27 protein-coding genes are annotated in these 26,336 nt (G+C 55.4%); 16 read left to right on the top strand and 11 right to left on the bottom strand.

Annotation, left to right across the window (positions count from 1 at the left end):
* The first annotated feature begins 124 nt into the window (after positions 1-124).
* The 4 genes from ACMV5I_RS01935 to ACMV5I_RS01920 all read left to right on the top strand — a co-directional run bounded on the left by ACMV5I_RS01935 (position 125) and on the right by ACMV5I_RS01920 (position 4,109).
* A complete protein-coding gene (locus ACMV5I_RS01935; RefSeq protein ID WP_098931394.1) occupies positions 125-1,495 on the top strand; it encodes an APC family permease in 1,371 nt (456 codons plus the stop codon).
* A 93-nt stretch (positions 1,496-1,588) separates the two neighbouring features.
* On the top strand, positions 1,589-2,482 hold the full coding sequence (yddG, locus tag ACMV5I_RS01930; protein ID WP_024486745.1) for an aromatic amino acid DMT transporter YddG: 894 nt from the start codon (positions 1,589-1,591) through the stop codon (positions 2,480-2,482).
* An 84-nt stretch (positions 2,483-2,566) separates the two neighbouring features.
* The gene (locus ACMV5I_RS01925; RefSeq protein WP_021804644.1) at positions 2,567-2,839 is read left to right on the top strand and encodes a hypothetical protein; all 273 of its coding nucleotides are present in this window, start codon (positions 2,567-2,569) and stop codon (positions 2,837-2,839) included.
* Positions 2,840-3,230: 391 nt separating this feature from the next.
* Positions 3,231-4,109: a nucleoside-specific channel-forming protein Tsx gene (locus ACMV5I_RS01920; RefSeq protein ID WP_121606676.1), complete on the top strand. Its 879-nt coding sequence runs from the start codon at positions 3,231-3,233 to the stop codon at positions 4,107-4,109.
* A 53-nt stretch (positions 4,110-4,162) separates the two neighbouring features.
* Here the strand turns inward: ACMV5I_RS01920 and ACMV5I_RS01915 are convergent, their stop codons facing one another.
* The 5 genes from ACMV5I_RS01915 to hutC all read right to left on the bottom strand — a co-directional run bounded on the left by ACMV5I_RS01915 (position 4,163) and on the right by hutC (position 9,640).
* Positions 4,163-4,345, bottom strand: coding sequence for a hypothetical protein (locus tag ACMV5I_RS01915; RefSeq protein ID WP_202811211.1), 183 nt, complete (start codon positions 4,343-4,345; stop codon positions 4,163-4,165).
* 425 nt (positions 4,346-4,770) lie between these two features.
* On the bottom strand, positions 4,771-6,324 hold the full coding sequence (locus tag ACMV5I_RS01910) for a serine hydrolase domain-containing protein (RefSeq protein WP_414823523.1): 1,554 nt from the start codon (positions 6,322-6,324) through the stop codon (positions 4,771-4,773).
* 348 nt (positions 6,325-6,672) lie between these two features.
* Complete coding sequence (gene hutG / locus ACMV5I_RS01905; RefSeq protein WP_414823522.1) at positions 6,673-7,473, bottom strand: N-formylglutamate deformylase; 801 nt, start codon at positions 7,471-7,473, stop codon at positions 6,673-6,675.
* Positions 7,470-8,690, bottom strand: a complete 1,221-nt coding sequence (hutI, locus tag ACMV5I_RS01900; protein WP_414823521.1) for an imidazolonepropionase — start codon at positions 8,688-8,690, stop codon at positions 7,470-7,472. Before hutI ends, hutG begins: the two co-directional genes overlap by 4 nt.
* A 194-nt stretch (positions 8,691-8,884) precedes the next feature.
* Positions 8,885-9,640: a histidine utilization repressor gene (gene hutC, locus ACMV5I_RS01895; protein WP_021178234.1), complete on the bottom strand. Its 756-nt coding sequence runs from the start codon at positions 9,638-9,640 to the stop codon at positions 8,885-8,887.
* Between the two features lie 183 nt (positions 9,641-9,823).
* Here hutC and ACMV5I_RS01890 point away from each other — a divergent pair, with 183 nt between their 5' ends.
* On the top strand, positions 9,824-11,194 hold the full coding sequence (locus ACMV5I_RS01890) for a formimidoylglutamate deiminase (protein WP_414823520.1): 1,371 nt from the start codon (positions 9,824-9,826) through the stop codon (positions 11,192-11,194).
* Positions 11,194-11,766 carry a HutD family protein gene (locus ACMV5I_RS01885; RefSeq protein ID WP_414823519.1) on the top strand — a complete coding sequence of 191 codons (573 nt, stop codon included), beginning with the start codon at positions 11,194-11,196 and terminating at the stop codon, positions 11,764-11,766. The genes ACMV5I_RS01890 and ACMV5I_RS01885 overlap by 1 nt, the downstream gene beginning before the upstream one ends.
* Positions 11,767-11,918: 152 nt before the next feature.
* Here ACMV5I_RS01885 and ACMV5I_RS01880 read toward each other — a convergent pair whose 3' ends face one another.
* Positions 11,919-12,128 carry a DUF2767 family protein gene (locus ACMV5I_RS01880; protein ID WP_024486131.1) on the bottom strand — a complete coding sequence of 70 codons (210 nt, stop codon included), beginning with the start codon at positions 12,126-12,128 and terminating at the stop codon, positions 11,919-11,921.
* Between the two features lie 172 nt (positions 12,129-12,300).
* On the opposite strand from ACMV5I_RS01880, the gene ACMV5I_RS01875 reads away from it, so the two are divergent.
* On the top strand, positions 12,301-12,489 hold the full coding sequence (locus tag ACMV5I_RS01875) for a hypothetical protein (protein ID WP_024486130.1): 189 nt from the start codon (positions 12,301-12,303) through the stop codon (positions 12,487-12,489).
* Here ACMV5I_RS01875 and yniD read toward each other — a convergent pair.
* Positions 12,486-12,593, bottom strand: a complete 108-nt coding sequence (gene yniD, locus ACMV5I_RS01870; protein WP_223499378.1) for a small membrane protein YniD — start codon at positions 12,591-12,593, stop codon at positions 12,486-12,488. The genes ACMV5I_RS01875 and yniD overlap by 4 nt on opposite strands.
* 338 nt (positions 12,594-12,931) lie before the next feature.
* Between yniD and ACMV5I_RS01865 the strand changes: the two genes are divergently transcribed.
* Both ACMV5I_RS01865 and ACMV5I_RS01860 read left to right on the top strand, forming a co-directional pair.
* Complete coding sequence (locus tag ACMV5I_RS01865) at positions 12,932-13,318, top strand: ASCH domain-containing protein (RefSeq protein WP_021804633.1); 387 nt, start codon at positions 12,932-12,934, stop codon at positions 13,316-13,318.
* Between the two features lie 3 nt (positions 13,319-13,321).
* Positions 13,322-13,927, top strand: coding sequence for a hypothetical protein (locus tag ACMV5I_RS01860; RefSeq protein WP_414823518.1), 606 nt, complete (start codon positions 13,322-13,324; stop codon positions 13,925-13,927).
* Positions 13,928-13,980: 53 nt separating this feature from the next.
* Here the strand turns inward: ACMV5I_RS01860 and ACMV5I_RS01855 are convergent, their stop codons facing one another.
* Entirely contained in the window at positions 13,981-14,229 is a 249-nt protein-coding gene (locus ACMV5I_RS01855; RefSeq protein WP_021178226.1) for a DUF1480 family protein, read from the bottom strand.
* A gap of 508 nt (positions 14,230-14,737) precedes the next feature.
* On the opposite strand from ACMV5I_RS01855, the gene ACMV5I_RS01850 reads away from it, so the two are divergent.
* The 7 genes from ACMV5I_RS01850 (at position 14,738) to ACMV5I_RS01820 (ending at position 20,727) form a co-directional block, all read left to right on the top strand.
* Entirely contained in the window at positions 14,738-15,283 is a 546-nt protein-coding gene (locus ACMV5I_RS01850; protein WP_202727186.1) for a spore coat U domain-containing protein, read from the top strand.
* A gap of 63 nt (positions 15,284-15,346) precedes the next feature.
* A complete protein-coding gene (locus ACMV5I_RS01845; RefSeq protein ID WP_065685973.1) occupies positions 15,347-15,865 on the top strand; it encodes a spore coat U domain-containing protein in 519 nt (172 codons plus the stop codon).
* Between the two features lie 12 nt (positions 15,866-15,877).
* Complete coding sequence (locus tag ACMV5I_RS01840; RefSeq protein ID WP_121606684.1) at positions 15,878-16,402, top strand: spore coat U domain-containing protein; 525 nt, start codon at positions 15,878-15,880, stop codon at positions 16,400-16,402.
* A gap of 18 nt (positions 16,403-16,420) precedes the next feature.
* Positions 16,421-17,218: a molecular chaperone gene (locus ACMV5I_RS01835; RefSeq protein ID WP_021804627.1), complete on the top strand. Its 798-nt coding sequence runs from the start codon at positions 16,421-16,423 to the stop codon at positions 17,216-17,218.
* 18 nt (positions 17,219-17,236) lie between these two features.
* Positions 17,237-17,971 (top strand): hypothetical protein, encoded by a 735-nt coding sequence (locus ACMV5I_RS01830; RefSeq protein WP_414823517.1) that lies wholly within the window; start codon positions 17,237-17,239, stop codon positions 17,969-17,971.
* Between the two features lie 39 nt (positions 17,972-18,010).
* Positions 18,011-19,759, top strand: a complete 1,749-nt coding sequence (locus ACMV5I_RS01825) for a fimbria/pilus outer membrane usher protein (protein ID WP_414823516.1) — start codon at positions 18,011-18,013, stop codon at positions 19,757-19,759.
* Entirely contained in the window at positions 19,756-20,727 is a 972-nt protein-coding gene (locus ACMV5I_RS01820) for a spore coat protein U domain-containing protein (RefSeq protein WP_065685977.1), read from the top strand. The genes ACMV5I_RS01825 and ACMV5I_RS01820 overlap by 4 nt, the downstream gene beginning before the upstream one ends.
* A 3-nt stretch (positions 20,728-20,730) precedes the next feature.
* On the opposite strand, the gene rsmF is transcribed toward ACMV5I_RS01820, so the two are convergent.
* From rsmF to yebS, 3 genes are all read right to left on the bottom strand, one after another.
* Positions 20,731-22,167 (bottom strand): 16S rRNA (cytosine(1407)-C(5))-methyltransferase RsmF, encoded by a 1,437-nt coding sequence (gene rsmF, locus ACMV5I_RS01815; RefSeq protein ID WP_414823515.1) that lies wholly within the window; start codon positions 22,165-22,167, stop codon positions 20,731-20,733.
* A 168-nt stretch (positions 22,168-22,335) separates the two neighbouring features.
* Entirely contained in the window at positions 22,336-24,969 is a 2,634-nt protein-coding gene (locus ACMV5I_RS01810) for a PqiB family protein (RefSeq protein WP_024486121.1), read from the bottom strand.
* Positions 24,938-26,185, bottom strand: a complete 1,248-nt coding sequence (gene yebS, locus ACMV5I_RS01805; protein ID WP_202671207.1) for a membrane integrity lipid transport subunit YebS — start codon at positions 26,183-26,185, stop codon at positions 24,938-24,940. The genes ACMV5I_RS01810 and yebS overlap by 32 nt, the downstream gene beginning before the upstream one ends.
* Between the last annotated feature and the right edge of the window lie 151 nt (positions 26,186-26,336).

Here is a 26,336-nt window from a genome sequence, read left to right as displayed (position 1 = left end):
CCTCAGCCCGATCCTACCGCGCGCCGGCGCATTCCCGCGGGCTACCTGTGGCCTGGCGAAGCCGTGCGCGACGGTGATGACTTCTTCCAACTTGGCGTACAGGACGCCGGTGAGGAATAACCCAATGACGATAAGTGCCATCGACGATAATGGCGCGGGCAAACCGCAACTGCGCAAGACATTGAAACTGTGGCAAGTGGTGATGATGGGCTTGGCCTATCTGACGCCAATGACGGTGTTTGACACCTTCGGTATCGTTTCTGGAGTGACGGACGGGCACGTTCCGGCGTCCTACCTGTTGGCATTGGCCGGGGTGCTGTTTACCGCCATCAGCTATGGCAAGCTGGTGCGCCAGTTCCCGACCTCGGGCTCGGCTTATACCTACGCGCAAAAGGCTATCAACCCGCACGTGGGTTTCCTCGTTGGTTGGTCATCGCTGCTGGATTATCTGTTTTTGCCGATGATCAATACGCTATTGGCCAAAATCTATCTTACGGCCTTGTTCCCAGAGGTCCCACCGTGGATCTGGGTGGTCGGGTTTGTGATCCTGATCACCGCCATCAACCTGAAAAGCGTCAGCCTGGTGGCAAACTTCAACACCCTGTTCGTGGTGGCGCAGGTGGCGATTATCGTGGTGTTTATCTTCCTGGTGGTTCGAGGGTTGCACAATGGCGAAGGGGTTGGCCAGGTGTGGAGTCTGCAACCCTTTATCAGTGAAAACGCCCATCTATTGCCGATCATTACCGGCGCCACCATCCTGTGCTTTTCGTTTCTGGGTTTTGATGCCGTTACCACGCTGTGTGAAGAAACGCCTGATGCCGCCCGTGTGATCCCGCGCGCTATCTTCCTTACCGCACTCTATGGCGGGGTAATCTTCATCACCGTATCGTTCTTTATTCAGCTGTTCTTCCCGACGCTGGAGCGTTTCAAACAGCCTGATGCAGCACTGCCGGAAATTGCGCTGTATGTGGGTGGCAAGCTGTTCCAGTCCATCTTCCTGTGCATCACCTTTATCAACACCCTGGCTTCTGGCCTGGCTTCCCATGCCAGCGTGTCCAGGCTGCTGTATGTGATGGGGCGCGATAATGTGTTCCCGGAAAAATTCTTTGGTTACGTGCATCCTAAATGGCGTACCCCAGCGCTTAACGTGCTGCTGGTTGGCTTGGTGGCATTATCGGCACTCTCCTTCGATTTAGTGACGGCGACCGCCCTGATCAACTTTGGTGCTTTGGTGGCCTTTACCTTCGTCAACCTTTCGGTGATCAGTCACTTCTATATTCGTCAAGGGCGCAACAAGAGCTGGAAAGACCGCTTCCATTACCTGATTTTGCCGCTGGTGGGGGCGTTGACGGTAGGGATCTTGTGGCTGAACCTGGAAAAAAGCTCCTTGACCATGGGGCTACTGTGGGCGGCGCTCGGGTTTGGCTATCTGGCCTATCTCACCCGTCGTTTCCGCCAGCCGCCGCCGCAGTTGGAGCGCCAACCTCAGCAGTAAAGGTATGGGCGCAGCGCAGCGCCCTTTCTTTTTCCCCGGTAGGGCAGTAGAGTAAAAAAACCGTATAAAAATAACTAATTGGATCCTACGCTAATGCCTCCGTTGTCCGCTTCCCATAAAGCTACCTTGCTCGGCCTGCTGGCCATTGTGTTATGGAGCAGCGTGGTTGGTCTGATCCGCAGCGTCAGTGAAGGGCTGGGGCCGGTAGGCGGGGCGGCGATGATCTATAGCGTGGGCACGCTGTTTCTGCTGGTGGTGATGGGCATTCCCAAGCTGCGCGAGTTCCGTCGTTCCTATCTGATCCTCGGCAGCCTGCTGTTTGTGCTGTATGAGATTTGCCTTTCGCTGTCGCTGGGCTATGCCAGCAACCGTACGCAGGCCATTGAGCTGGGGATGATCAACTATCTTTGGCCCTGTTTTACCGTATTGATGGCCATCCTGTTCAATGGGCAAAAGGCCAAATGGTGGGTGGTGCCTGGTTTGTTGCTTTCCCTGTTCGGGATTGGCTGGATCATGAGCGGCAGCGGCGGTTGGTCACCAGCGCAAATGCTGGCCAACGTGCGCAGCAATCCGTTGAGTTACGGGCTGGCATTCAGCGGTGCGGTGATTTGGGCCATCTATTGCAACGTGACCAAGAGGATCGCCCAGGGCAAAAACGCGGTGGTGCTGTTTATCTCGCTCACCGCGCTGGCGCTGTGGCTGATTTATCCTTTCAGCAATGAAAGCGGCATGCACTTTAGCCTGCCGGTTGTGGTGGCGTTGCTGTGCGTGGGGACGGCGATGGGGGCTGGCTATGCCGCTTGGAACGTTGGGATCCTGCATGGCAATATGACGCTGCTGGCGACCGTATCTTACTTTACCCCGGTGTTGTCATCGGTGTTTGCCGCCGTGGTACTCAGCACCGCACTGACCCTCAACTTCTGGCAGGGGGTGATAATGGTAACGCTAGGATCGCTGATTTGCTGGCGGGCCACCCGCGCTGACTGAGGCCTATTTTTACCTGCGCAGGCGGCAGAATAATGAATTTCGAGCTAATCTCAAGGTAAGTGTTCTGCCAGAAGGAACGGGAAAATGAGAAAAGATATTCAATTTATTCAGCAGCCAGCGCTTAATGGCCACAGTTTCAGCACCGGCGATATCGTTCGCCTGACCACCGCTAACCTGCCGCATGAATACCAGTTGGATGTGATGATCCTGCGCCGTGACGACAAGCTGATCCACGGTTCGGTCGTCGTGGCCTCGCCGAAAGTCGATATCCCAGTGAGCCAATGGGAAATTGCCACGGGTGATGAGGTGGTATTCCGGCAAGAGAACATTGCCAAGGCCGTACCCGGAGCCCGCTGACAAAACCAACCGGTTCGCGATATAAGGGGCCATATGCTGCGCCCGCCTGCCACTAAGCCGACATAAGCGTCGGCTTTTTTACGCGCTTTTTAACCCCAGGTTAAAATTTGGTGTTGAACACAAAGACACCAAAAGTCGTCGCTTGAAAATTTATCGATATGATGAAAATCACATCAAAAATGTTTTGCACTGCAATTTATTTTATAAAATGAGAACGCAATCGATTACGCGATGGTAAAATGCCTAACTGGATCACAGATTATTACAGCGAGAGCTTTCTATAATGCGCACGGCAACCGGCAATAGGTAACCGTTTGTTTACAGCAGGCGTCGCCAGACACATATCATTCCAACGGGCAGGGAATTGGCCCACTCAGCATGTGGTAATAAAATGAAGAAAATAGCTCTCGCAGCAGGTGTGCTTCTCTCCGCGTCTTTCAGCCCCGCTTCCATGGCGGCAGAAAGCAAAGACAGCCAGTATCTTTCAGACTGGTGGCATCAGAGTGTCAACGTAGTAGGCAGCTACCATACCCGCTTCGGGCCGCAGCTGAACAATGACGTGTATCTGGAGTATGAAGCCTTTGCCAAGAAAGACTGGCTGGATTTCTATGGCTACGTGGACGTGCCAAAGTTCTTCGGCACCGGTAACACCCCAAACCGTGGTATCTGGGACAAAGGCTCACCGCTGTTTATGGAGATCGAACCGCGCTTCTCCATCGATAAACTGACCGGCACCAACCTGGGCTTTGGGCCGTTCAAAGAGTGGTATTTTGCCAACAACTATATTTACGACATGGGGCGTAACGACGCCTCCCGTCAAAGCACCTGGTACATGGGGCTGGGCACCGATATCGAAACCGGTCTGCCGATGAGCCTATCGATGAACATTTATGCCAAATACCAATGGCAGAACTATGGCGCATCCAACGAAAACAGCTGGGACGGCTATCGCTTCAAGGTGAAATACTTCGTGCCGTTGACCGAAATGTGGGGCGGCAACCTGAGCTATATCGGTTTCACCAACTTTGACTTTGATTCCGATCTGGGCAGCGACAACTTCGTGGTGGATGGTCGTCAGGCACGTACCAGCAACTCTATCGCCTCCAGCCACATTTTGGCGCTGAACTACGATCACTGGCATTACTCCTTCGTGGCACGTTACTTCCATAACGGTGGTCAATGGAATGATGGGGTGGACATCGGTACGCCGCAGGGGCCAATCAAGTCTACTGGCTGGGGTTACTACCTGGTTGCCGGTTATAACTTCTGATTTTTCGTGGTATCAGAAACAGGAAACCCCGCACTGGCGGGGTTTTTTTATCATCATCTCAGGTAATTTTCCGCGGGTAAATGTTTAACCGGCATAACCAATTTTCCCTTGATAACGTAGCACTCATTGTCGATCCACTTGAGGATTTGCTCACGGCTGACACCTTCAAATTGCGCATAGCGATAAATATCACCATTGAAGTGCAGCTGGATGTACTCCATCAACGTCATGTGCATGGATATATCTCCTAAACGCCCAGAAATAGCGGTTTCGCCACGCTGAGTGGTTGAGCTTTTCAAGGCCTAAAGGTAAATTATTCGCAACAAAACAGCAACAAAAAAGACTAAGAAGTGGTGTTATAGTAGTGAAAAGTAGTAAAAGAATTCCCGCACGGGACGGCGGGAAATTGAGTACTATCATTTATCGATGACATAAAATAGGTTTTGAGGTGCAACGAAAAAGAGCAGGTTTACTCATTTTTGTGGCCCACTAAAATTACTGGATGGCTTATTTTGCCGCAAGAAAAATCTACGGTATTTGCTCGGAAATCATGAGTAGTTTTGAGCGTGAACAATTTTTTGTCTGATGGCCACGATCTATTTTTTAATAATTTGTGTGAATGATATGTCAGGCTGTTAGGCGCTCGCAGCATGCGGCGCCCCTACAGAGCACGGCGAACCTTTACGCGCGCGCTGATGTTCTTTTTGAACGTGAGTACCCTGCTGCGGCTGGCGATCAGATCGACCTGATAACCGCGGAAATATAGACAAAAACGATTCAGGTTGGGCCCATCGTTGCTTTCAACCAATATCCTCCCATCCCCCAGCGAACTCAGGGTGCCGGTTTGTACCGCCGGGCCGACCCCAATGTGGATCTGGTTGCCGCAAATTTCGAACGCGGTGCGGTATTGTGGATGATACCAGTGCCCTTGAACCTGCTTGAGACAGACCGTTTCGCTAGCCACCGGCAAAAAGCGGCGTGCAACGTGGCCAACTTCACCTTCTACGGCTTCACCCGTCCACTTAAGGCGCATTGGCTGATGGGCCGAGAGTGATACCGCATAACCGTCTTCACTTTGATACAGCGGTTCGTTGGAGCCCAGATAAGCCACGTTGCCCCCTTTAACTTCCAACCAATAGGGTTCCGCCCGGGTGGCGTAGATGCCATCTGGGATCGCCGTGCTGCGTTGGGGCAGGGGTTCATTCAGCAGCGCCGCCATCACCTGTAAAATGATGGCAAAGCTGTCACAATCTTCACGATTGGCGACCAGCAGGGCACCGGCTTGCCGGTCTGGCGCTAGCAGAAAATAGGTCTTGTAGCCTGCATGAGAACCGCCATGGCCCAGCAACGTCTGGCTGCCAAGCGGCGTTTGCGCCAGCCCTAGTCCGTAATGGCTGATTTGCCCCTGGCTGAGGTGACGCGGGGCACTTAGCTGCGTCAGAACTCCTTTGCCAGGGCCGCTATTGGCCAGCAGGCATTGCAACCAGCGGGTGAGGGCGTTGGCGCTCCCTGTCAGGCTGCCAGAGGCGGAGAGATGCAAACCGGCGCTGGTCTGCTGCCAACCGTTGGCCGTATGCCAATAGCCGGGAGCTAGCCCAGGCACCACATCAAACCAGCTTTCGGGGGCTTGTAGTTGTACGTCCAGAGGGCGGGCCAGATGCTGCTGAACCAGATCCTCAAAGGTGTATCCTTTAGTCTTCAATGCCGCCTCTACCAGGCGGTAGCCGGTATTGGTGTAGGTGATCTCACTCCCTGCCGGGTAGTTGAGCCGGGTTAAACCATGGATAAACTCCATCACCGGCTGGGCCTCACTGACGGTGTTGACCGAAACGCCAAGCAGCCCCAACGTTTGCCGAATATCGGGTAGCCCGCTGGTCATGTCCAAAGCCTGGCCTACCGTCACCTCCGCCAATTGCCCCTGCAATTCAGGCATTAGACTGCCAAGGCGATCGTCGAGCTGCAGGGCGTTATCGGTGGCATTGAGCGCCAGCGCGGCAAAAATATGTTTGGTGATGGAGGCATAGCGCACCACGGTATCGGCAGTGAAAGGCTCGCGGCGTGCCAGATCGGCCAGCCCAGCGCACACCACCGCCTGGGTAATATCTTTGTCAAACAGGGTGATAGCCCCACCGGGTTGGCCTGCGGTTTGCCAGCCTGCCAACAGTTGAGCGGCGGCTGCCTGTGCGGCGCGCCAGTTTAGCGGGGTGTCAGACATAGTTTCCTCCTGAGATAACGAACGCCACACATCACCGTGGCCGACTACACACGAGTGTCTACCACAGCCACGATAAAGAAGTGGATGGCGGGTATGGCAAGGGTGGTCTTTCAATCCCTGATCTCTGGCCTGCAACGGGTGGGCATGGGATGAAAGAGGCCCAATTGTGGCGTAAGGCAAAAGTCACGGGCCGCTGTTTTGTGCGCTGTTCAGACCAGTGGGCAACCTTTCCATCAAAATTGGGATGCAGTGCGCAAATCGTCATGGAAGGGCGTGAAAAGACAGGAGGGGACAACGGTGAGGGCAAGGTTGACTCCGGCGCGATAGCGGCACCGGAGTTGTGGCGGATTAGCGTTGTTGCTCGCCCCAGGCCAGCATGCTTTCTATCATCTGCTGTAACAGGCGTTGTAAAGGTGCGGCACGGGCGACATCAAATTCAAATGTCTGCTCGGACATATAGTTCACCTGCGCCAGCTCCAACTGCACCGCGTGCTGGTGTTCCTGCGGGTGACCATAGGCACGGGTAATGTAGCCCCCTTTAAAGCGTCCGTTGAGCACGTGGCTGAACTGTTGTTGCTGCTGACAACAGGTGACCAGCCTGTCACTCAGTGAGGCTGGGCAGCTTTCCCCCCCGTTGGTGCCCAAGTTGAGATCGGGTAGCTTACCGTCGAACAGGCGCGGTATCACGGAGGCGATCGAGTGGGCGTCAAACAGTAAGGCGTAACCGTGTTGGGCTTTTAGCCGTGCCAGCTCATTTTGTAGTTGCTGATGGTAGGGTTGCCAGATGTTTTGCAGGTATCCGGCCCTTTCTTCGTCCGAAGGGGCTGCGTCCGGCAGAAAACTGGGGCGGCCATCGAACAACACATCCGGAAACAGACCGGTGGTGGCAGTGGTGTAGAGCGGTTTGTCATCTGCTGGGCGGTTGAGGTCAATCACCAGGCGCGAATAGTTACCCACCAGGATGCTGGCACCCATGGCACGGGCAAAATCGTACAGCCGTGGGATATGCCAGTCGGTATCCTGCAGGGGACGGGCCTCATCGGTTAGCCCTTTCTCAACCGCTGGCGTCAAGCGGGTACCGGCATGGGGAATACTGATCAACAGCGGCAGCTGGCCGCTCTGGAACTCGAAAGGATCGCGAATCATCATTTACGGACTTCTCCTCGGAAAATCACCGTGCAGGGCAGTTGGCCGCCCAACCAGTAAGCCAGCTCTGCCGGGCGTGCCAGCGGCCAGTGAACAAAATCGGCCACTTTGCCCACTTCCAGTGAGCCGTGGGTTTCCTGCAGGCCCAGAGCCTTGGCGGCATGCAGCGTTACGCCTGCCAGCGCTTCTTCCGGTGTGAGACGGAACAGGGTGCAAGCCATATTAATCATCAGACGCAGCGATAGCGCGGGTGAGGTGCCTGGGTTGGCATCGCTGGCAATAGCCATCGCTACGCCGTGTTTGCGGAACAGCTCAACCGGTGGGCACTGCGTTTCGCGTAACAGGTAGTAGGCGCCCGGCAACAGCACCGCGACGGTTCCGGCTGCCGCCATCGCTATCGCATCTTGTTCGGTGGCATATTCCAGGTGATCGGCGGAAAGGGCATGATGCCGTGCCGCCAAAGCGCTACCGCCGAGCGCCGAAAGCTGCTCCGCGTGCAGTTTCACCGGCAGGCCAGCTTGTTCTGCGGCTGCGAAAACTCTCTCAACCTGCTCAGGGGAGAAGGCCAGATGTTCGCAAAACGCGTCTACTGCATCTGCCAGACCTGCTGCTGCGGCTTCAGGGATGATGGTATTGCACACCAGATCGATATAGTCGTCGCTGCGTCCGGCATATTCCGGTGGCAGGGCATGAGCGGCCAGACAGGTGGTTTTCACTTCGACAGGTAATATTTCTGTCAGACGACGCGCCACGCGTAGCATTTTCAACTCGCTTGCCAGCGTTAAGCCATAGCCGGATTTGATTTCTACGCAGGTGACACCCTCGGCCAGCAATGGCCGTAGGCGGAACAGTGCTTGTTCCAGCAACAACTCTTCTTGTGCATCGCGCGTTGCCTTGACCGTAGAGATAATACCTCCGCCCTGAGCAGCAATCTCTGCGTAGCTCACCCCGTTCAAACGTTGCTCAAACTCGCCGCTGCGGTTACCACCAAACACCAGATGGGTATGGCAATCCACCAGGCCAGGAGTGATGATGCCACCGTCAAGTTTCACCGTTTTGGTCGCGGCCAAGGCAGGCATGGCGGCCTGTTCACCCATCCAGACAATCTTGCCTGCGCGTACGGCGATCGCGCCGTTGCTGATGATGTGATACTTGCCGTCACGCATGGTGACGATATCGGCCCCGTGCCATAGGCTGTCGCAGTGGATCTCAGACGTCATGGTGTTCCCGCTCCCACATGGTTGTATATACAATTAAAAACAACCTAGCGCATTCGCCGGGCTGCGACAAGAGAGGGGATAAATATTTGTTACCGAGATGTGATGAAACGCGAAAAAGGTAGGGTTGAACGTCATTGGATTCGACCGTAGGGGCGCTTTACGCAGCGCCCACTGGGTAGCACGCTCTGTCGAACTTAAACCTGATTGGTAAAACGACCAAACAACTGATAGCGGCTGCCTGGATAGAGCAGGCGGGCGGAGGTCACCACCATTTTGCCAGACCAGGTTCGACGATGGATCAGCAGGCCCGGCTCGTGGTCTTCCAATTGCAGCAGTTCGCGCTCCTGCTTGGTTGGCACCACGGCTTCGACAATATGTTCACCTGCGGTCAGCGGAGCGGACTGGGTCAGGTAAATATAGGGCGTGACCCTATCGAAATCCTGCTTCATATAATCGGGGGCGGCCAGCGGGTTGACGCAGCGATCTTCCACCTGCACCGGCACGTCATTTTCATAATGCACAATCTGCGAGTAGAACAACTGCTGGCCCGGCGGGATCCCCAATGCCGTCGCCTCCTCTGCGCTGGCCGGGCGGGCGGTCAGCTGCAAAATTTTGCTGCTGTGGCGGTGCCCACGGGCGGCGATCTCATCGGCGATATTATGCACTTCCAACAACGCGGTATGTGCCTTGGCCTCGGCCACGAAGGTGCCAACGCCCTGCATGCGGATCAAAAAACCCTCGCTGGTCAATTCACGCAAGGCCCGGTTGATGGTCATGCGGCTGACGCCCAGCTCGCTGACCAGTTCACTTTCCGAGGGAACGCGTTGGTGCGGCTGCCAGTGGCCCGCACGGATTTGGCTTACGATGGCCTGTTTGACCCGTTGATAGATCGGGGCGGGGGTTTCGCTCATTGCTGCAGCCAGCTGCAACACGGTCTGTTGATCTACCACGACGTTAACCTCGTCAAATAAAAAAATAATAACACCAGTTTACTGTTGATGTTGAAGATATGTATATGTATATACAAGTAAGCGTCCGTTCACCAGATGAATGAAACTGGTTTACAAATTTTTTACCTGCGCGGCCTGACAGTCGTGCGTTCTTAGCCGTTACACCTACTTTGGAATACTGCTATGCCTGCTTATTTTGCCTCTCGCGCACTGCTTCCGACCGGTTGGGCCCATAACGTACGGCTCGAAGTCGACGCTCACGGCCAATTGGCCCAAGTGACCCCCAATGCTGACTCAGACGGTTGCCTGCGCCTGCACGGCGACGTGGTGCCGGGCATGCCGAACCTGCACTCTCATGCCTTCCAGCGCGCGATGGCCGGGCTGGCAGAGGTAGCGGGCAACCCACAAGACAGCTTCTGGACCTGGCGCGATCTGATGTATCGCCTGGTCCAGCGCTTAACCCCGGAGCAGGTTGGGGTTATCGCCCGTCAACTGTATATCGAAATGCTCAAGGGCGGCTACACCCAGGTTGCCGAGTTCCATTACCTGCATCACACACCGGAAGGAAAAGCCTACGCCGACCGGGGCGAGATGACCGGGCGTCTCAGCGAGGCAGCGCTTCAGGCAGGCATTGGCATGACCCTATTGCCGGTGCTCTACAGCTACGCCGGGTTTGGTGCCCAACCTGCGCAAGCGGGGCAACGGCGCTTTATTCAGAGTGCGGAGAGCTACCTCGAACAGCAACAGGTGATAGCTCGCCAACTGGCAGGTCAGCCATTGCAGAATCAGGGGTTATGTTTCCATTCGCTGCGGGCGGTTGAACTGGGGCAGATGCAGCAGATCCTGGCGGCCTCCGACCAGACCTTGCCGGTACATATTCATATCGCCGAGCAGCAAAAAGAGGTTAACGACTGCCTGGCCTGGAGCGGTCAACGCCCGGTGGCCTGGCTGTATGAACATTTACCGGTAGATAGCCGCTGGTGTCTGGTGCATGCCACTCATCTGGATCGTGAGGAGCTTGAACAACTGGCTCGGAGTAAAGCGGTAGCCGGATTATGCCCGACCACAGAGGCCAATCTGGGTGACGGCATTTTCCCTGGCGACAGTTACCTGCATCACCAGGGGCGCTGGGGGATCGGTTCGGACAGCCACGTTTCCTTAAACGTGGTGGAAGAGTTACGCTGGTTTGAGTATGGGCAGCGGCTGCGCGATCAGCGCCGTAACCGGCTGACCACGCCAGAGCAACCCGCTGTGGCAGACGTGCTTTATCAACAGGCATTACGGGGCGGCGCTCAGGCCTGTGGTACGGCAATTGGCAAACTGGCGGTAGGCTATCGTGCGGACTGGTTGGTGCTGGATGGTGACGACCCGTATCTGGCATCCGCGCCTGATGCTTCTATCCTCAACCGCTGGTTGTTTGCCGGGGGCAAAGAACAGATCCGCGACGTATTTGTTGCCGGCCGACAGGTGATTGAGCAGGGGCGTCACGCGTTGCAACAGCAAAGCAGCGCTGAGTTCCTACGGGTGCTGAAAACTTTCCAACAGGAGGCGTGATGAAACTGAACCGTTTCGATTTTGCCGATCTTCCGGTGAGCCCGTGGCGTAATGGCGGCGGAGAAACGCGCGAAATTACCTGCCAACCACCGGGCAACGCCGAATTCGGCTGGCGCGCCAGCATTGCTACTATCGCGCAGGATGGGCCTTTCTCGGCCTTTAACGGCATTGACCGTTCCATCACTTTGCTGGAAGGCGATGGCGTACATTTGTACAGCGAAGGCTTGATCGACCACCAGTTGCAGCGCATCGGAGAGCCTTTTGTCTTCTCTGGGGATGTGGCGCTAGAGGCCAGATTATTAGGCGGCAGCAGCCAGGATTTCAACATCATGACGCGGCGTGGCTGCTACCAGGCGCAGGTGCAACGCATTGCTGAGACCATCGGGCTATCGTTACAACATGCCGGTGTGCTGTATGTGCTGCGAGGGCAATGGCAGTTGCCAGACGGCAGCTTGCTGGCCGCACGCCAGGGCTGCTGGTGGCTACCAGGGAATGGCCCGCTACGGCTGGTGGCTCAGGGCAATGATGCGCGGGCCCTATGGGCCGATATCGTGCCTGCCACGTTGTTGTAGGGGCGCTGTAGGCCGTACCCGCGTATTCTTTGTCGCCAATCTGGACTATTCCGATTACTCTGCCAAGGCTGACATGAGAATATAGCACTAAGAGAGGCCGGGCTTGCATACCTTGGGCTCTTACAGGATCGCCAACCATTTCGGTTGGCGATTCACTTTCCCTCTTTCAGCATGTTGATCGCCGCACCGATCAGGATGCGCTGCTCAATATCGTGGCTTTCCGCCAAATGCTGCGCCAACTGCTTGGAAAGGCTCTCCACCGATAATTCCTCTCCGCGATGACGCAACTGCATCACGCTGTCGCCAATCAATCGGGCAACCTCATCCCATACTGGTTTGATCTCCTGTTCCGAGAACTTCATCGCTAACCTCGGCTGGGTGATTTTTGCTCAATGTAGCAGTTGCCAACCGGCTGCGCTACCCGCCAGGCCACAGAGAAAATAAAACCGGAAGTATAAAAATCATCCCATCAGTGTTTCTTCTGGTTTTTATATTCAATACTGGTTTTGTCAAATCAATGAGGGGGGCGAAACCATGAAACTGGTCGAACAATTAGCGGCTTATTATCAACTTAGCCGACATGCCGAAGTGAAAAATCGTTGGTGCCGTTGGTGGCTACCACAGGGGGAGGCCCGGATCGCCTATCTGCGTGAACTGCTGGAGCCGGTGTCCAAAGCGCCTGCTGCCCGAGCGGGAGAGGCGACTAACAAAACGCAGGGTTAACCGAAGACGATAGCCGCCCAGCGCAATAACAATAGGGCCAGACAGATCAGCACCAGGATCACAAACATTTTCCAGTGTTTGGTACGCATACGCTTGGTTGGCAAGTCGGGATTCCTTATTTTCCTTTAGACGCAGAGGTACCAGCTACCCAGAGCGATAAGGGTGATGGCTATAACTGTGATGATTTTCAGTAAATCACTGAAGGTGTCATCGGGATCTTGCTCTGCCTGATTCATTTTATTGCCCTGGCAGATTGGCTGCCATTGAGGACGTGTTGATCCACAGTATGAATGCTGCGCTGCGATACGCACAGAACTTTACCGTAAAGTCAGGTAAAAAGCAGGGGCTACCAGGTGGAGTGGCAACGTGATGGATGCAGACGTGAGGGAATACGGTGTAATATTGCCTGAGCACCTGTGACTCAATCAATAAAGGTAAAGCAATGGCCATTCCTGAAAAGTATGAAAATGTAGAACGTTGGGCGTTTGGTGATACCGAACAGCAGGCGGATGAGTTGGTGAAACTGGTGCTGGATGGCGTCAAGACCGCCACCTGCTCCAATCTGGATGGCGAAGGTATTCCGCAGCCTGGCGATGTCTTTGTGGTGGTGGACGGCAAGAATGAGCCGGTGTGCGCCATTGAGCTGACGAAGGTGGATATGAGCACCTATGAGCAGGTGGATGCGGCTCATGCCCTGGCGGAAGGTGAAGGCGATCGCTCGCTGGATTACTGGCGCAAAGAGCATAAACGCTTCTTTGAAGAGTATGAACTGTTCTCACCGGATATGACGCTGGTGTTGATGCATTTCAAGGTTATCGAAAAGTTCTGAGTGATGTCACAGCCTGAAGTGCCCTACGTGTGCCAATGGGCGACGCCAGAGCTGGCTGCCGATCTGATTGCCGGGCGTGCCACGTTGGCGGATGATGCCAGCTGGGTGCAGAGTGGGGCGGCCAGCCCGGCGGAATATGTCGAGTGGGCCAACCACGTGTGCGGCATGGCCTGTCTGAAAATGGTGCTGACGCACCGGGACGGCACGGCACCGCCATTGCTGGAGTTGGCACGCCGCAGCTTGCCTTACGGGGCCTATGTGCGTGACGGCGAACGGATAAAAGGGCTGATTTATGCACCCTTTGTGGTGTTTGTGCGTGAACAGTTTGCGCTAACGGCAGAGGTGCGAGTCAATCTCGATGAACATCAGTTGCCGTCGTTGCTGGAGCAGCACCGCTATTTTATCGCCTCGGTGCATCCGAGTATCCGGCAACCAGCGTCACAACCGCCATCCCGGGGTGGGCATCTGGTGTTGGTGTTCGCTGCCGATCGGCATAGCGTTACCTTTCATAATCCTTCCGGTGACAGCCTCGCCAGCCGCCAGAAGGTGACAATGTCACTGGCGGATTTCGGCCGTTTCTTTGCCGGACGCGGTATCGCCATCGCATAACACAACGTGCCGTGCCCAATGGGAACACGGCGCGTCCTTTCTCCTGAACCTCTCTACTCCAGCCTCATCACCCAGGCATCCGCATGTCGATCGTAATGCTGTTTGTACAGCAGCGACTGTTGGCCATCCAGCATAGCCGGAATACTGGTGTGCTCGTCCCAACCGTCCAGCTGCATGCACAGGTCGGGGTCTGATTTGCAGGGGATCGCCAGGGTGCTTTTCCCTTCGGCGTGTTCAGATGCTGGCGTTAAATGCGCGTCATCAACCTCGAAGCTGCCTATTTTCACGACGGTTTTGCCCATTGGAACTCCTTGCTGAAGCTAGTGGTATGAGGTGTGACCAGTTGCGACCACCCAATAAGCATAGACAAAGGGGCGAAAAAGTCACAAAAAAAGATGCCATCGGCCCGCTGGGCGCTGCTCTAGGCACTCACCCCAACCGTCAAGGGTCACTTAGTTGCCACGATAAATATTAACGATCCTCACTATCGCACTTCTTAACCATTTTAAAGTCGAGGTGTGGCGTGTTTTTCTGGAGTAAAATTTGTTAATAATATGAAAAATGGTTTTTTATTCTTATTTCATTTAAGGCAGATAAATTCTGCTTAAGCTAAATTTATTAATCTATATTTAACCACGATAGCCTGTGTCATCAGGTTGTTACCGTCAGGGTTCGCTTGCAAAAAATCAGAACCCGGCTTGAGCGTCGTCCTTTGGCAGTTTTTGGCAGTGCGTGAGTCCACCAGAGAATTTCCATACGCAACCTGGTTGCATGAATACACATCGGTGTAAGTTGTTATTGGGAGTTATCATGGGCGAAAAAAAGAGTTTATTACTGGCCTTGCTGGCTGCTGCAACCTTGACGTTGGCTTCTGGTGTGCAAGCGGCGGGGACCTTGACAGGGCAAGTCGGTATTCAGTTGACGATCGGTAGCGGCTGTACCGTGGGTAATGGCGGTGCGACTGGCGGCGCCAACCAATGGGGGACCTTGAACTTTGGCAGTTACTCCGATCTGACCAGCGTAATCAACGGTACGGTGTTTGGTGCCAATGGCTCCAGCGCGGTCACCATCACCTGCAGCACCGGCCTTAGCCCGACGCTGTCGCTCAATGGCGGTCTGGCGGCAACGGGGGCGCTGCGCGCCATGAGCTCCGGTGGCGACACCATTCCTTATCGTCTCTATTCAGATAGTGCGCGTACCACGGAAATCGCCATCAATACGCCTATTGCTTTAACGACGGGCACAACGGCGCAAAACATCCCGATTTATGGCCGCGTATTACCTGGCGACCAACTCAGTACCACACCAACCGCAGGGACTTACAACGATACCGTAGTCGCCACGCTTTCCTGGTAAGGCTGTTATTCCGTCGGGGGCGAATCAGCCCCTGGCTGGTTTTTTATACGGGAAGGAATGAGCATGGGGATCAGGGTATTGCTGCTGTTGCCAGCGATCTTGTCGCAGTCTTTGCTGCTCAACATTCCCTTAGGCCAGGCGGCGACGATCGGCATTGCGGCCACGTTGCTGCCCGCCTGTGAAGCGGGAACAACGACGTCTGGCAATACCAGCTTTGGCACGATGAATTTCGGCAATTTTGCCGCTGTGAACACTGTGATTAACGCGACCAGCGCCCAGTTGGCGGGCTCGATTCGTGTCAAATGCGTCAGTGGGCTGAGTTATAAAATCTTGCTGGATGGAGGCAGCAGCGGCGTGGTCACGAATCGCAAAATGGTGAATACCACCAACAGTTCGGCTAGCGTGCTCTACAACCTTTACACCAACCAACCCGGGGGGACGATTTGGGATAATACCACCGGGCTGAGTGACACCGGCAACGGTGCCGATCAATGGCACACCGTCTATGGTCGTGTTCCGGCGCAAACCACGCCGGCTGCCGGTGTTTATCTGGATACGGTGAATGTCACCGTGTCCTGGTAGCGGGGGCCATTGATGCGCTATTTCTCTTTGATCCTGCTGCCGTTGATGATGTGTGGTGAGCTACGTGCCGCCACGCCAACCACCACGACCTTTACCGTAACGGCAACTCTGACCAACGGCTGCGCTTTTGGCAGCTCGATTTCCAGCCCCACTTCCAACCTCGGTACCATCAATTTCGGCACCATGACAACCATTGCCAGTAATGTCGATACCGTGAGCACTGCGGGTGCCGGTTCGGTGGTGGTGACCTGTACGCCGGGAGCGACGGTCACTATTGCCATGGATTACGGTACCCACGGGGGCAATGCCACCCGTCGTTTCATGCAAAACAGTGCTAATAGCGACACGCTGGGTTATCAGTTGTTTCGTGATGCCAACCGTAGTCAGGTCTGGGGCAATGGCGCATTGGCAATGTCTATCCCCAGCTTTCCCAGTACCACACAAACCTACCCGGTTTATGCCCGTTTATACGCCGTGACCACACTGCCTTCGGCAGGAACTTATACCGATACGGTCACCGTAACATTAACTTATTGAATCATCAGGATATGAGCCATGTCGACCTTGTTTACCCGCATTATCAGCGCTGTAGTACTGAGTTACACCCTGTGTGCTTCAATCACGGCACAAGCCGCCAGCTCGGTGCTGGTCTGGCCGGTGTATCAAATCATTGAATCCGATCAGAATGGTTCCGCCTTATGGCTGGAAAACAGAGGGGCAGAACCCGTTTCTCTTCAGGTGCGGGTGCTGGCGTGGAAACAGGAAAATTTTAACGAGCGCTATGCCGATCAGAATAACGTGGTCGCCAGCCCACCGTTTGCCACCGTACCGCCAGGGCAACGGCAGTTGATCAGGCTGATCCGCAATACGCCGGTACCGGCCAATACTGAGCAGGCCTACCGCATCATCGTTGATGAAATCCCGTCGCCGATCAACGGCGCTGCCGGGGGGCAAAGCAAAGCGGTAGTAGGACTGCAATTACAGATGCGCTATCTGCTGCCGCTGTTTATGGATGGTGGCGGCTTGTGGACCAACGAACGTAGCGATATCAAACGCGATGCTGCTACGGCGACGCGCCCAGTGTTGCAATGGCACACGGTCAATGACGGTGGAAAAACCTATTTACAGGTTCGTAATAGCGGCATTGTGCATGCGCGGCTGAGTAATGTGTTCTGGTCAGAGAAAGGCAACCAACAGCAGGGCGTGAAAACCATGATCGCCGGTTTTATGGGCTACGTCTTGCCTGGGCAGTCGATGCGCTGGCCGGTTCCTGCCGGGGTTAGTCCTGGTGCGCAACTCAATGCGCAAATTGCCGATAACACCAAACCCATCGTCATTCCGCGCGGCGAATAGCGGCAGGAAGCGCGACGAATGCCGATCCGAGCCATTACTCGTCCCGGTCATCAGTATCCGCTGTATTGCCGAGGCGGTCTGTGCCTGCTTTGCCTGAGTACCTTCTGCGTTCAGGCGCAGGAATACTCATCATTGCCCGATGCCCCGCGTGCGGCACCGGTGATCACCAATGCGATGTTCTACCTGACCCTTGTCGTCAATGGCCAGAGCGACGGGCAGGTGGTTCCCGTGACCTATCGGGACAACGCGTATTACGTGGAGGCTGGCGTGCTGGCGAAGAACCACGTGCAGACCAATGGTCAGCAAGGGTTGATTAAGGTCGAGGAGTTGCCTGGGGTGAAGGTGAAATATGATTCTGCCGCCCAGCAGCTGATTTTCCAGGTACCGGATGCCTGGCTGCCAAAACAGGACGTCGGCGGCGGCAACCTGATGAATTACACGGTGGCGCAAAGCAGCACAGGTCTGCTGCTAAACTACGATTCCTATTATACCGATCCCCACGAAGGCTCCAGATCGGTTGCCACCTGGATGGAGCAGCGTTTGTTCAGCAACCTGGGGTTTATCAGTAATACCGGGACCTATCGCTACAATATCGACACCGTATCGGGCGAGGGTGGCAGTGCCGTACAAGACCGCTATCTGCGCTACGACACGTTCTGGCGTTATAGCGATGAACAAGATCTGATCAGCTATCAGCTTGGGGATTTTGTCAGCAACTCGCTAACCTGGAGTAATTCGGCCCGCATGGGGTGATTACGCATCAGCCGCAATTTTGCCCTGCGCCCGGATCTGGTGACTTATCCGTTACTGCAATATAGCGGTACCGCCGCAGTCCCCAGCACCGTGGATTTATTTCTCAACGGTTTTAAGGCCAGCAGCAATAATCTGAACTCCGGGCCATTTACCCTCACCAATGTGCCTTACATCAACGGTGCCGGTGAAGCGACGATCGTCACCACCGATGCGGTTGGGCGCCAGGTATCGACCACGGTGCCGTTTTATGTTTCCAACACCCTGCTGCGTAAAAACCTGAGCGACTTTGATGTGTCACTCGGCGCGGTGCGCCAGGATTATGGCATCTCTAATGGCGATTATTCAGATGCAGCCTTCAGCGGGATTTACCGCTACGGGCTGAGTAATTATCTGACGCTTTCCGGGCACAGCGAGGCTACGCAAGGGCTGGCACTCGGCGGGTTAGGGGCCGATATCGCGGTGGGAACCTGGGGGACACTGAGCCTGTCAGGAAGCCAGAGTAAGGCTAATCATCCGCCGGTGGCGACCAGCAACGTGGTGAACGACCAGATTGTCCGGCCGAATACGCCAGGTATGCCTGATCCCAATCAGGATATTGATAATCCGCTGGGCACTAACGTGACGGACAAAAAAGACGGTAGCCAGTACACGTTGGGCTACTCCTATAATTCGACGCTATTCAGTTTTTCGGCGCAGCGGGCCTCGCGCACCGTGGGCTATCAGGATCTCACGTCTTACACCAGCAATACCCGCCTGAGCCGTCAATCCGATCAGGCCACCTTCAGTGCTTCGCCGTTTGGTTCAAGTAATGGCACTTTGGGCTTGGGCTATTACGACGTACAGGCCTATGACAACTCGCATACCCGCCTGGTGAACCTCTCTTACAGCCGTGCCCTGTGGGGCCAGAGCAGCATGTTTGTCTCACTCAACAAAACGTTGGGGGATAACGGTTACAGTGCGCAGCTGCAATTTATTATTCCACTGGGCAGTGATGTCAGCCTCAATGTGGGGTTAGCACGTAACAATACTGGGCATTATCAGCAGCAGGTGGGGGCCAGCAAGGCCGCTCCCACGGATGGCGGCATGGGCTGGAACCTGGCTTACAGCGGCGGTGGCGATGCCTATCAACAGGCCGATGTCACCTGGAAAACCCGTTATGCCACGCTGCAAGGCGGCATCTTCGGCCCACAAGGGGAATATACCAACTGGGCAGACCTGAGCGGCTCAGTGGTGTTCATGGCCAACTCCTGGTTCCTGTCGGACAAGATCAACGACGCGTTTATCGTGGTGGATACTGACAGTTACGCCGGGGTTTCGGTACTGTACGAGAATCAGAAGATGGGCACCACCGACAGCAACGGGCATCTACTTATCCCCTCGATCAGTTCGTACTATCCGGCCAAGGTCGAGATCGACACGCTGCCGTTACCGGCGGACGTGGTGGCCAATCAGGTCAACAATCGCATTGCCGTTAAGCAAGGCAGCGGGATGGTGGTGAAATTCCCGGTACAAAAAGTCCTCTCGGCCAATATCACGTTGCATGACGCCGTCGGGCAACCGCTGAAACTGGGCACGTTGGTCACGGAACAAACCACGCAACAAACCACCGTTGTCGGCTATGACGGGCTGGTGTACTTCTCACATTTACAATCCCACGGCCAGTTAAGTATTCAGCAGGACGACCGCTCAATGTGCCGTGTGGATTTTGACCTGAACCCCAATTATCACAGCATTGAACAGGTCGGGCCGCTGGTCTGCCAAGGCAGTGCCGAAGAGAAAAAATCATGATTATGCAATTACGATGGATGCGGGCAGGATTGGCATTGCTGCTGTTAGCGGGGGTAATGCCGTTCGGTTGGGCGGGCTGCACGGCTCCGGCAACCGCGGGCAGTCTGGGCACGCAGAATTCCTTTGATGTCAGCAGTACCCCGTTAACCACCTCTGTCAGTAGCGGGCTGAAATGTACTGGCTCGTTGCTTAATCTTGGTGGCACTAACACTATCAAGGCCACCATCGGTACGACTTTACATCCATCTGGCACCCAGCCACGTTTATACAGTGCGGCGACCGGCCAGTATCTGCCATACAGTCTGTGCAAGGATGGGGGGTGTAGCACCCTATATAATCAGGGCAGCGTCATTACCTGGACCAGTACTACTGCACTGGATTTACTAGGTCTTTTTACCGCACCAAACAGCACGCTGCCGATTTTTATCCGGCCACAAATGAACTCTAACCTGGCTGCTGGCACTTATACTGATACTATCCCGATCTCTTGGGACTGGAACATCTGCTCGATTGCGCTTGGCCCCATTTGTGTCGCAGACTCCGGGAGTATAACGTCCGGCTCCAATATCAACCTTTCGCTGGTTGTCAGCAACTATTGCTATATCGACAGCGCGCCAAATGTTGGGTTCGGAAGCGCGGCGTTGCCGTCTGGCCTCACTACGGTAGTTTCCAATACCATCAGCGTACGTTGCACCCTCAGCGCCAGTTATTCGGTCAACCTGACCAGCAGCGTCGCCAGTTCGGGCCAATACAGGCAAATGGCGTCTACGGTAAACGGCACCACCAGCTATATTCAATATCAACTGTTCAAAGGGGATAGCACCGTTTGGACCGCTGCCACCAATAGCAACGCGACGGGCACGGGCACCTCGCAATCCTTCCCCTATACTGCTTCGGTTAATCTCTCGCAAAATAACCAGCCAGCGGGAAGTTATAGTGACACCGTAACGGTGACCGTGGCCTATTAAACGTTATTGATGGAAATCCAGTACTCCATCGCGCACCAGTTCGCGGGGCAGACTGTTTTTAATCCGGCTGCCAATCAGTTTGGCTAACCCTAGCGGCTGATGCTGATAAGTGACGATACACTCATTGCTCTGTGGGGGTTGCGAGGGGTAGAGATCGCGGCCATGAAACCACTCCTGAGCCAGTGCCGCATCGAGCTCAAAAGTCTGTGGGTTGCCACTGGCAGCCAAGGCGATCACCGCCTCATGCTGCCAGCGGAACCCTTTTGGGAAGCGTTCCGCCAACTTAAGGCCAATGCGTGAAAAACGCACTTTGCTGACTAAAGGCTCCAGCGCAGCGGGGAACAGCCAGATTTCTTTATCCCGCGCCCATAATTTACTGGTTTCATCCCAAACTAAACCCGAGGCTGCAGCCGCCTGCGCCACCAGCGAGGACTCCTGGGCCGAAAGTGGGGCGAAAGGGAACTTGCCCAGCTTATAGCTTGGTTTGGCCAAAGCCGGAACGCTGTGATTTTTGCGTAGCCGGGCGACGAAGAAGCCTTCACTGTCATAAATCTGTGGGAAAACGTGCAGGAAGCCTTCTGGTGTGAGGGCCAGTTGCGCCTGTGGAAACAGTTCGCCCAGTGGTTCAACGCTGACGGCGTCGCCATAGGTTGCCAACAGTTGATGTACCACCTGTTGATTTTCCTGGGCATTCAGCGTGCAGGTGGAGTAAACCATCACGCCGCCGGGGGCCAGGGCGTGGAAGGCGCTGTCGATCAGTTCCCATTGGGTTTGTGCGATGCTGGTTACGCTTTCTGGCGACCAGTTGCTCATGGCATCCGGATCTTTACGCACCACGCCTTCACCAGAGCAGGGCGCATCCAGCAGGATGGCGTCAAAGCTTTCCGGTAAGGCTGCGCCAAACACCCGGCCGTCGAAATGGGTCAGCGCCGTATTTTTGACGCCGCAGCGGCTGATGTTGGCGTGCAACACCTTGACCCGGCTGGCCGAATATTCATTGGCGACAATGCCGCCCTGATTGCCCATCAACGCGGCGATCTGGGTGGTTTTGGAACCCGGCGCGGCGGCGACATCCAGCACCCGGCGCGGGGTTTCACGCCCGGCAAACAGGGCGCTCACCGGCAGCATGGAACTGGCTTCCTGAATGTAGAACAGGCCGCTTAGATGCTCCGCCGCGCTGCCCAGCCGTAAGGCTTCGTCCTCGCGCTCGATCCAAAAGCCTTCGGGGCACCAGGGGATGGGTTCCAGCCGCCAGTCGTAGTCTTTTACCAACGCCAGAAAGTCCGCAACGCTGATTTTCAGCGTGTTGACTCGCAGGCTCCGCCGCAAGGGTTGTTGGCAAATAGCGATGAAGTCATCCATGGATAAATGGTCAGGCATGATGGCGCGAGTTGCGTCGAGAAAAGCAGGAGGCAAAAAAGCAGGGGCAGGATTAGCCACAGGGAGCTCTCAGGGCGGAAAAAAATCGAAGGGGCTAGTTTACCATAAACACCCGCCCTGAGAATATCGGTAAGTTTCGGTCAATGAGTTGAATGGCAAAGCAGTAATGGTATGGATTATCTTGGTGGGCGCGGCAGGGTTCAGAACATTGAACCCTGCCGCTAGCTATCAGTTGTCCCTTGGGATGGCGGTGCCCCATTCGCGCCAATCTTTCGGCTCTTCCGCATTCAGCAGGAAGTGTTTGTTCGGCGTGGCTTTAGGGGCCAGCGGAATGCTAGGTGGGGTGGCAAAGGCAATACCGCCGCGAATAAACTGCTGGAAGGTACCGCTCTTGATCACGCCGCCCGTCAGGCCAAACTGCAGGTTATAGCCAGAGGCCAACCAGAAGACGGTGTTGTTACGCACCAGATGCTGGTATTTCTTGCTGACTCGCAGCGAGACGTGTACTCGATCTGACATCGCCCCCAGATAGAAACCGGTCACGGTACCCACTTCAATGCCACGGAACAGGATCGGTGTGCCGATTTGCAGCGAACCGGTCTCGGCGGCGTCCAGGATCACGCTCAGGCCATCCAGGTAGCGGGAGTCGGTAATGCTGGCTTCCTGCAGCTCAAACGAGCGCATTGAACCGCCGTGGCCAGGTTCCACGTTGATGTAGGGCTGCAACAGGGAGTCCAGATTATTGACCCCAGCGGCAGAAATCTCCGGTGAAACGATGGCAAAACGGCTGCCGAGACGGGCAAAGGTTTTCACATACTCCGGGTACAATACCGCTTTCGCCAGCACCTCGTTACGCTCTGGTGCCAGTTTCAGTGATTCAAGCTGGCCGATATCAATGCCCAGATAGCGTATTGGCATGCCAGGGGACAGTTTGCTGGCATCATAGGTGCGTAGCGTGATCTGGCTACCCACGGCGCGAGCGGCGGTTTCTGAGGCGTACAGCACGCGTTTGGCCCCTTTATCCAGCGTAACGCCCTGCAGGTTATCAAAGCTGATGGCGCCTTTCAGCGCGCGGTTGAGCGGGGAAGCCTGCACCGTCAGGCCGCTGCCGTTCAATTGCACCTTGGCACCGCCTTCCGCCCAGAAAATGCTTTCGCTGGTTAACAGCTTGCGGTATTCCGGGCTGATATAGACCTCAACGTCAAACTCGTTGGCCTTGGGCCGTACGTTGACAATCTCACCCACTTGGAACTTGCGGTATAGCACCACCGAACCGGCTTGCACATCTGGCAGGCTGGTGGCAGTAAGCGTCAAGGTAGGCAGTGGGTTGTTGCCGACGATACCCTCGGCGGCTTTTTCCGCGTTGCTGTACAGCGGATACTGCGCGTCCGGCTCGCCTTTACCACCAGGGATCAGGCGTACGCCGCCGTCCAGCCACTCCTGGGCGCTGGCCCCCAACACCTGCACACCGTCCAGACCGAATTTGACGTCCACTCGGCTGTTGACCACAAATTTACTGTCTTTGTGCAGCAAACTGCGGTGTTGTGCTTCGATCGCTGCCGTAAAGGTCACACCGCCGTCGGTCAGGGTACGGGTCAGGATCTGGCCGACCTTGATACCGTGCACGATTAATGGCTGCCCAACGTCGATGCCGTAGCTTTGCGGGGCATTCAAGGTGACCGTCACCACGCCAGGCTGTTGCAGCAGCGTTTTACTGCTGTCCAACACGGTAAAATGCTGCTGGGGTTCACCTTCACCCGGCACCAACTCTAGTGTGTTGCCGGTTAACAGCTGGCTCAGCTTGGCGTCGTTAAGGCTGATTTTTGGGCTGCGCATCTCAATGCGTGTGCCGGTACGCATCAGATCGACCACCGAAGGATCGATGGTGAGTTCGCCGGTTACCTTGCTATCCTGTTGCAGAGCCAGACGAGTCAAGGTGCCGACCTGCAATCCTTGATACATCAGCGGCGTGTGTCCCTCGCTCAGGCTGTTGCCGTCGGGCAGGTCCAGCGAGATGTTAACCCCACGCTGGCTGTGGGCCAGGTCCGGATACAGCGTAAAGTTTTGATCGGCCTTGGCCTGCTTGCCGTCGAGCGGGGAGTCAAAGGCTATCGCACCGTTTACCAACGCTGCCAGGCTCTCCATCTGCACACTGGCACCGGACAGGCTGAAATCGCCTTTAAAACCGGAAACGTTCCAGAAGCGGGTGTTGTCCTTCACCAGATTGGCAAAGCGGCGGTCGATCAGCACGTCGATGATCACGCCTTTGTTACCCGGCGAAATAGTGTAGTCATACACTTTACCTACCGGGATCTTGCGATAATAGACCAGCGAGCCGGTGTTCAGGGAACCGAGGTCATCTGCTTGCAGGTGGATCATCAGCTCGCCGGTATTCAGGCGGTATTTCGGCTGCGTATCCAGCGCGGTGAAGTGGGTTTGTGGTTTGCCGCGGCCCGGCATCATGCCGATGTAGTTACCACCGACCAGCGCATCCAGGCCGGAAACCCCTGCCAATGAGGCTTTGGGTGTTACCAGCCAGAATTGCGTGCCTTCCCGCAGTGAGTCTTCCAGATCGCTCTTGATACTGGCTTCAACCACGATACTACGCAGATCCTTGCTCAGCGAAATACTTTGCACGGTGCCCACTTCCACACCCTGGTAACGAACAGGCGTGCGGCCAGCGACAATACCTGCCGCAGACTGGAAGTCTATGGTGACGCTATTGCCGCTCTCCTGGTAATTGGTATAGACCAGCCACCCGGCAATCAGCAGGGCGATAAACGGCAGTAACCAGAATGGCGAGATACGGCGCTTGTTTTTGACCCGCGCCTCAGTCGGCGTATTCGGCGTTTCCTGTTGCATGTGCATCCCAAATCAATCGGCTGTCCAGCCACTGTACGGCAAGGATAGTTAAAATAACCGCAGACCCAAAGTAAAAAGCTGCTGGTCCCATAGTAAAAGATAACAGTTGGTCGCGATTGATCAGCGACATCATCAACGAGATCACGAACAGATCGAGCATCGACCAGCGGCCAACCCAGGTGACCAGCCGGAGCAGCCGGATGCGGGTTTTGAGGCTGTGCGATGTTTTGAAATGAATGCTGAATAGCAGCACCAGCAGCACGATCACCTTGGTAAAGGGTACCAGGACGCTGGCGATAAATACGATGGCGGCGATCGGCATGTTACCCGAGTTGGCCAGCGAGACGACGCCGCTGAAAATGGTATCTTCCATACGCGCGCCGTTGGCGTAAACCACCGAGATCGGCAGCAGGTTGGCGGGGATTAGCAGCACGATGGCGGCAATCAGCGCGGCCCAGGTTTTTTGCAGGCTGTAAGGCTGGCGATGGCACATCGGTACATGACAGCGGGGACAGCGGCCACGCTCATCCTGAAAGCCGGTAAAATGGCAGGCCAGGCAAACGTGTAATGCCTCTGGTTTTCCCTCTGGCTGTTCCTGTGGATAGTAGCGTTCCCACATCTGCTCCAGGTTCATGTGGATCAGCGTCAGCAGGCTGAGCAGGGTCAATGCCAGATAGGCAATCAGGGCGCTGCCGGGTTCAATATCTGCATATTCCTTGACCTTGATCGCCGCGACCACCATACCGATCAGGTAAATATCGAGCATGATCCACTCTTTCAGACGCTCCAGCATCAGCAGCACTGGCCGCAGGTTCATGCCGAGCGCATGGCCAAACCATAGGTACAGTAATGACAGTGATAGCGTCAGCGGCGCGCCGATGGTGCAGAAGGCGACCATGCTGGCGGTAAACGGATCCCCTTGGCTGCTCATTTGCCAGATGCCTTCCAACAGGCTAGCGTTAATCTTCGTGCCGAGCAGGCGAATGCTGATCAACGGCTCGCTAAAGGCAAAGGGCATCAGCAATAGCATGGTGACGGCAACGGCGGTCAGGCGGGTCATTGACCAGTCGCGGCCATTCACCACTTTGGCGTTGCAACGTGGGCAGTAGGCGGCCTGATTGCGGGTTAACGGCGGCAACGTGAACAGCAAATCGCATTCACAACAGCGTTGGTGGCGAGCCTTGGAGAGCGGGCCGGTAATGGCGAGTATCTTCATCATGAGTGCTGTTTGGCGACCTGAGGTCTACTTAGCGTAGCTTGAAAACCAACCCGTCAATGCTATCAACCGGTAAAAAGGGATTAGCATCGCAGGTTACAAATGATTTTTAGACGGCAAACATACCCTGTTGTACCGTGTTTTGTGAAGC

Source organism: Serratia sp. T13T92, from assembly GCF_047530105.1.
Lineage (GTDB): Bacteria > Pseudomonadota > Gammaproteobacteria > Enterobacterales > Enterobacteriaceae > Chania > Chania fonticola.
Note: the sequence above shows the minus strand (reverse complement) of the source record. Positions and strands in the feature narration are given on the sequence as shown.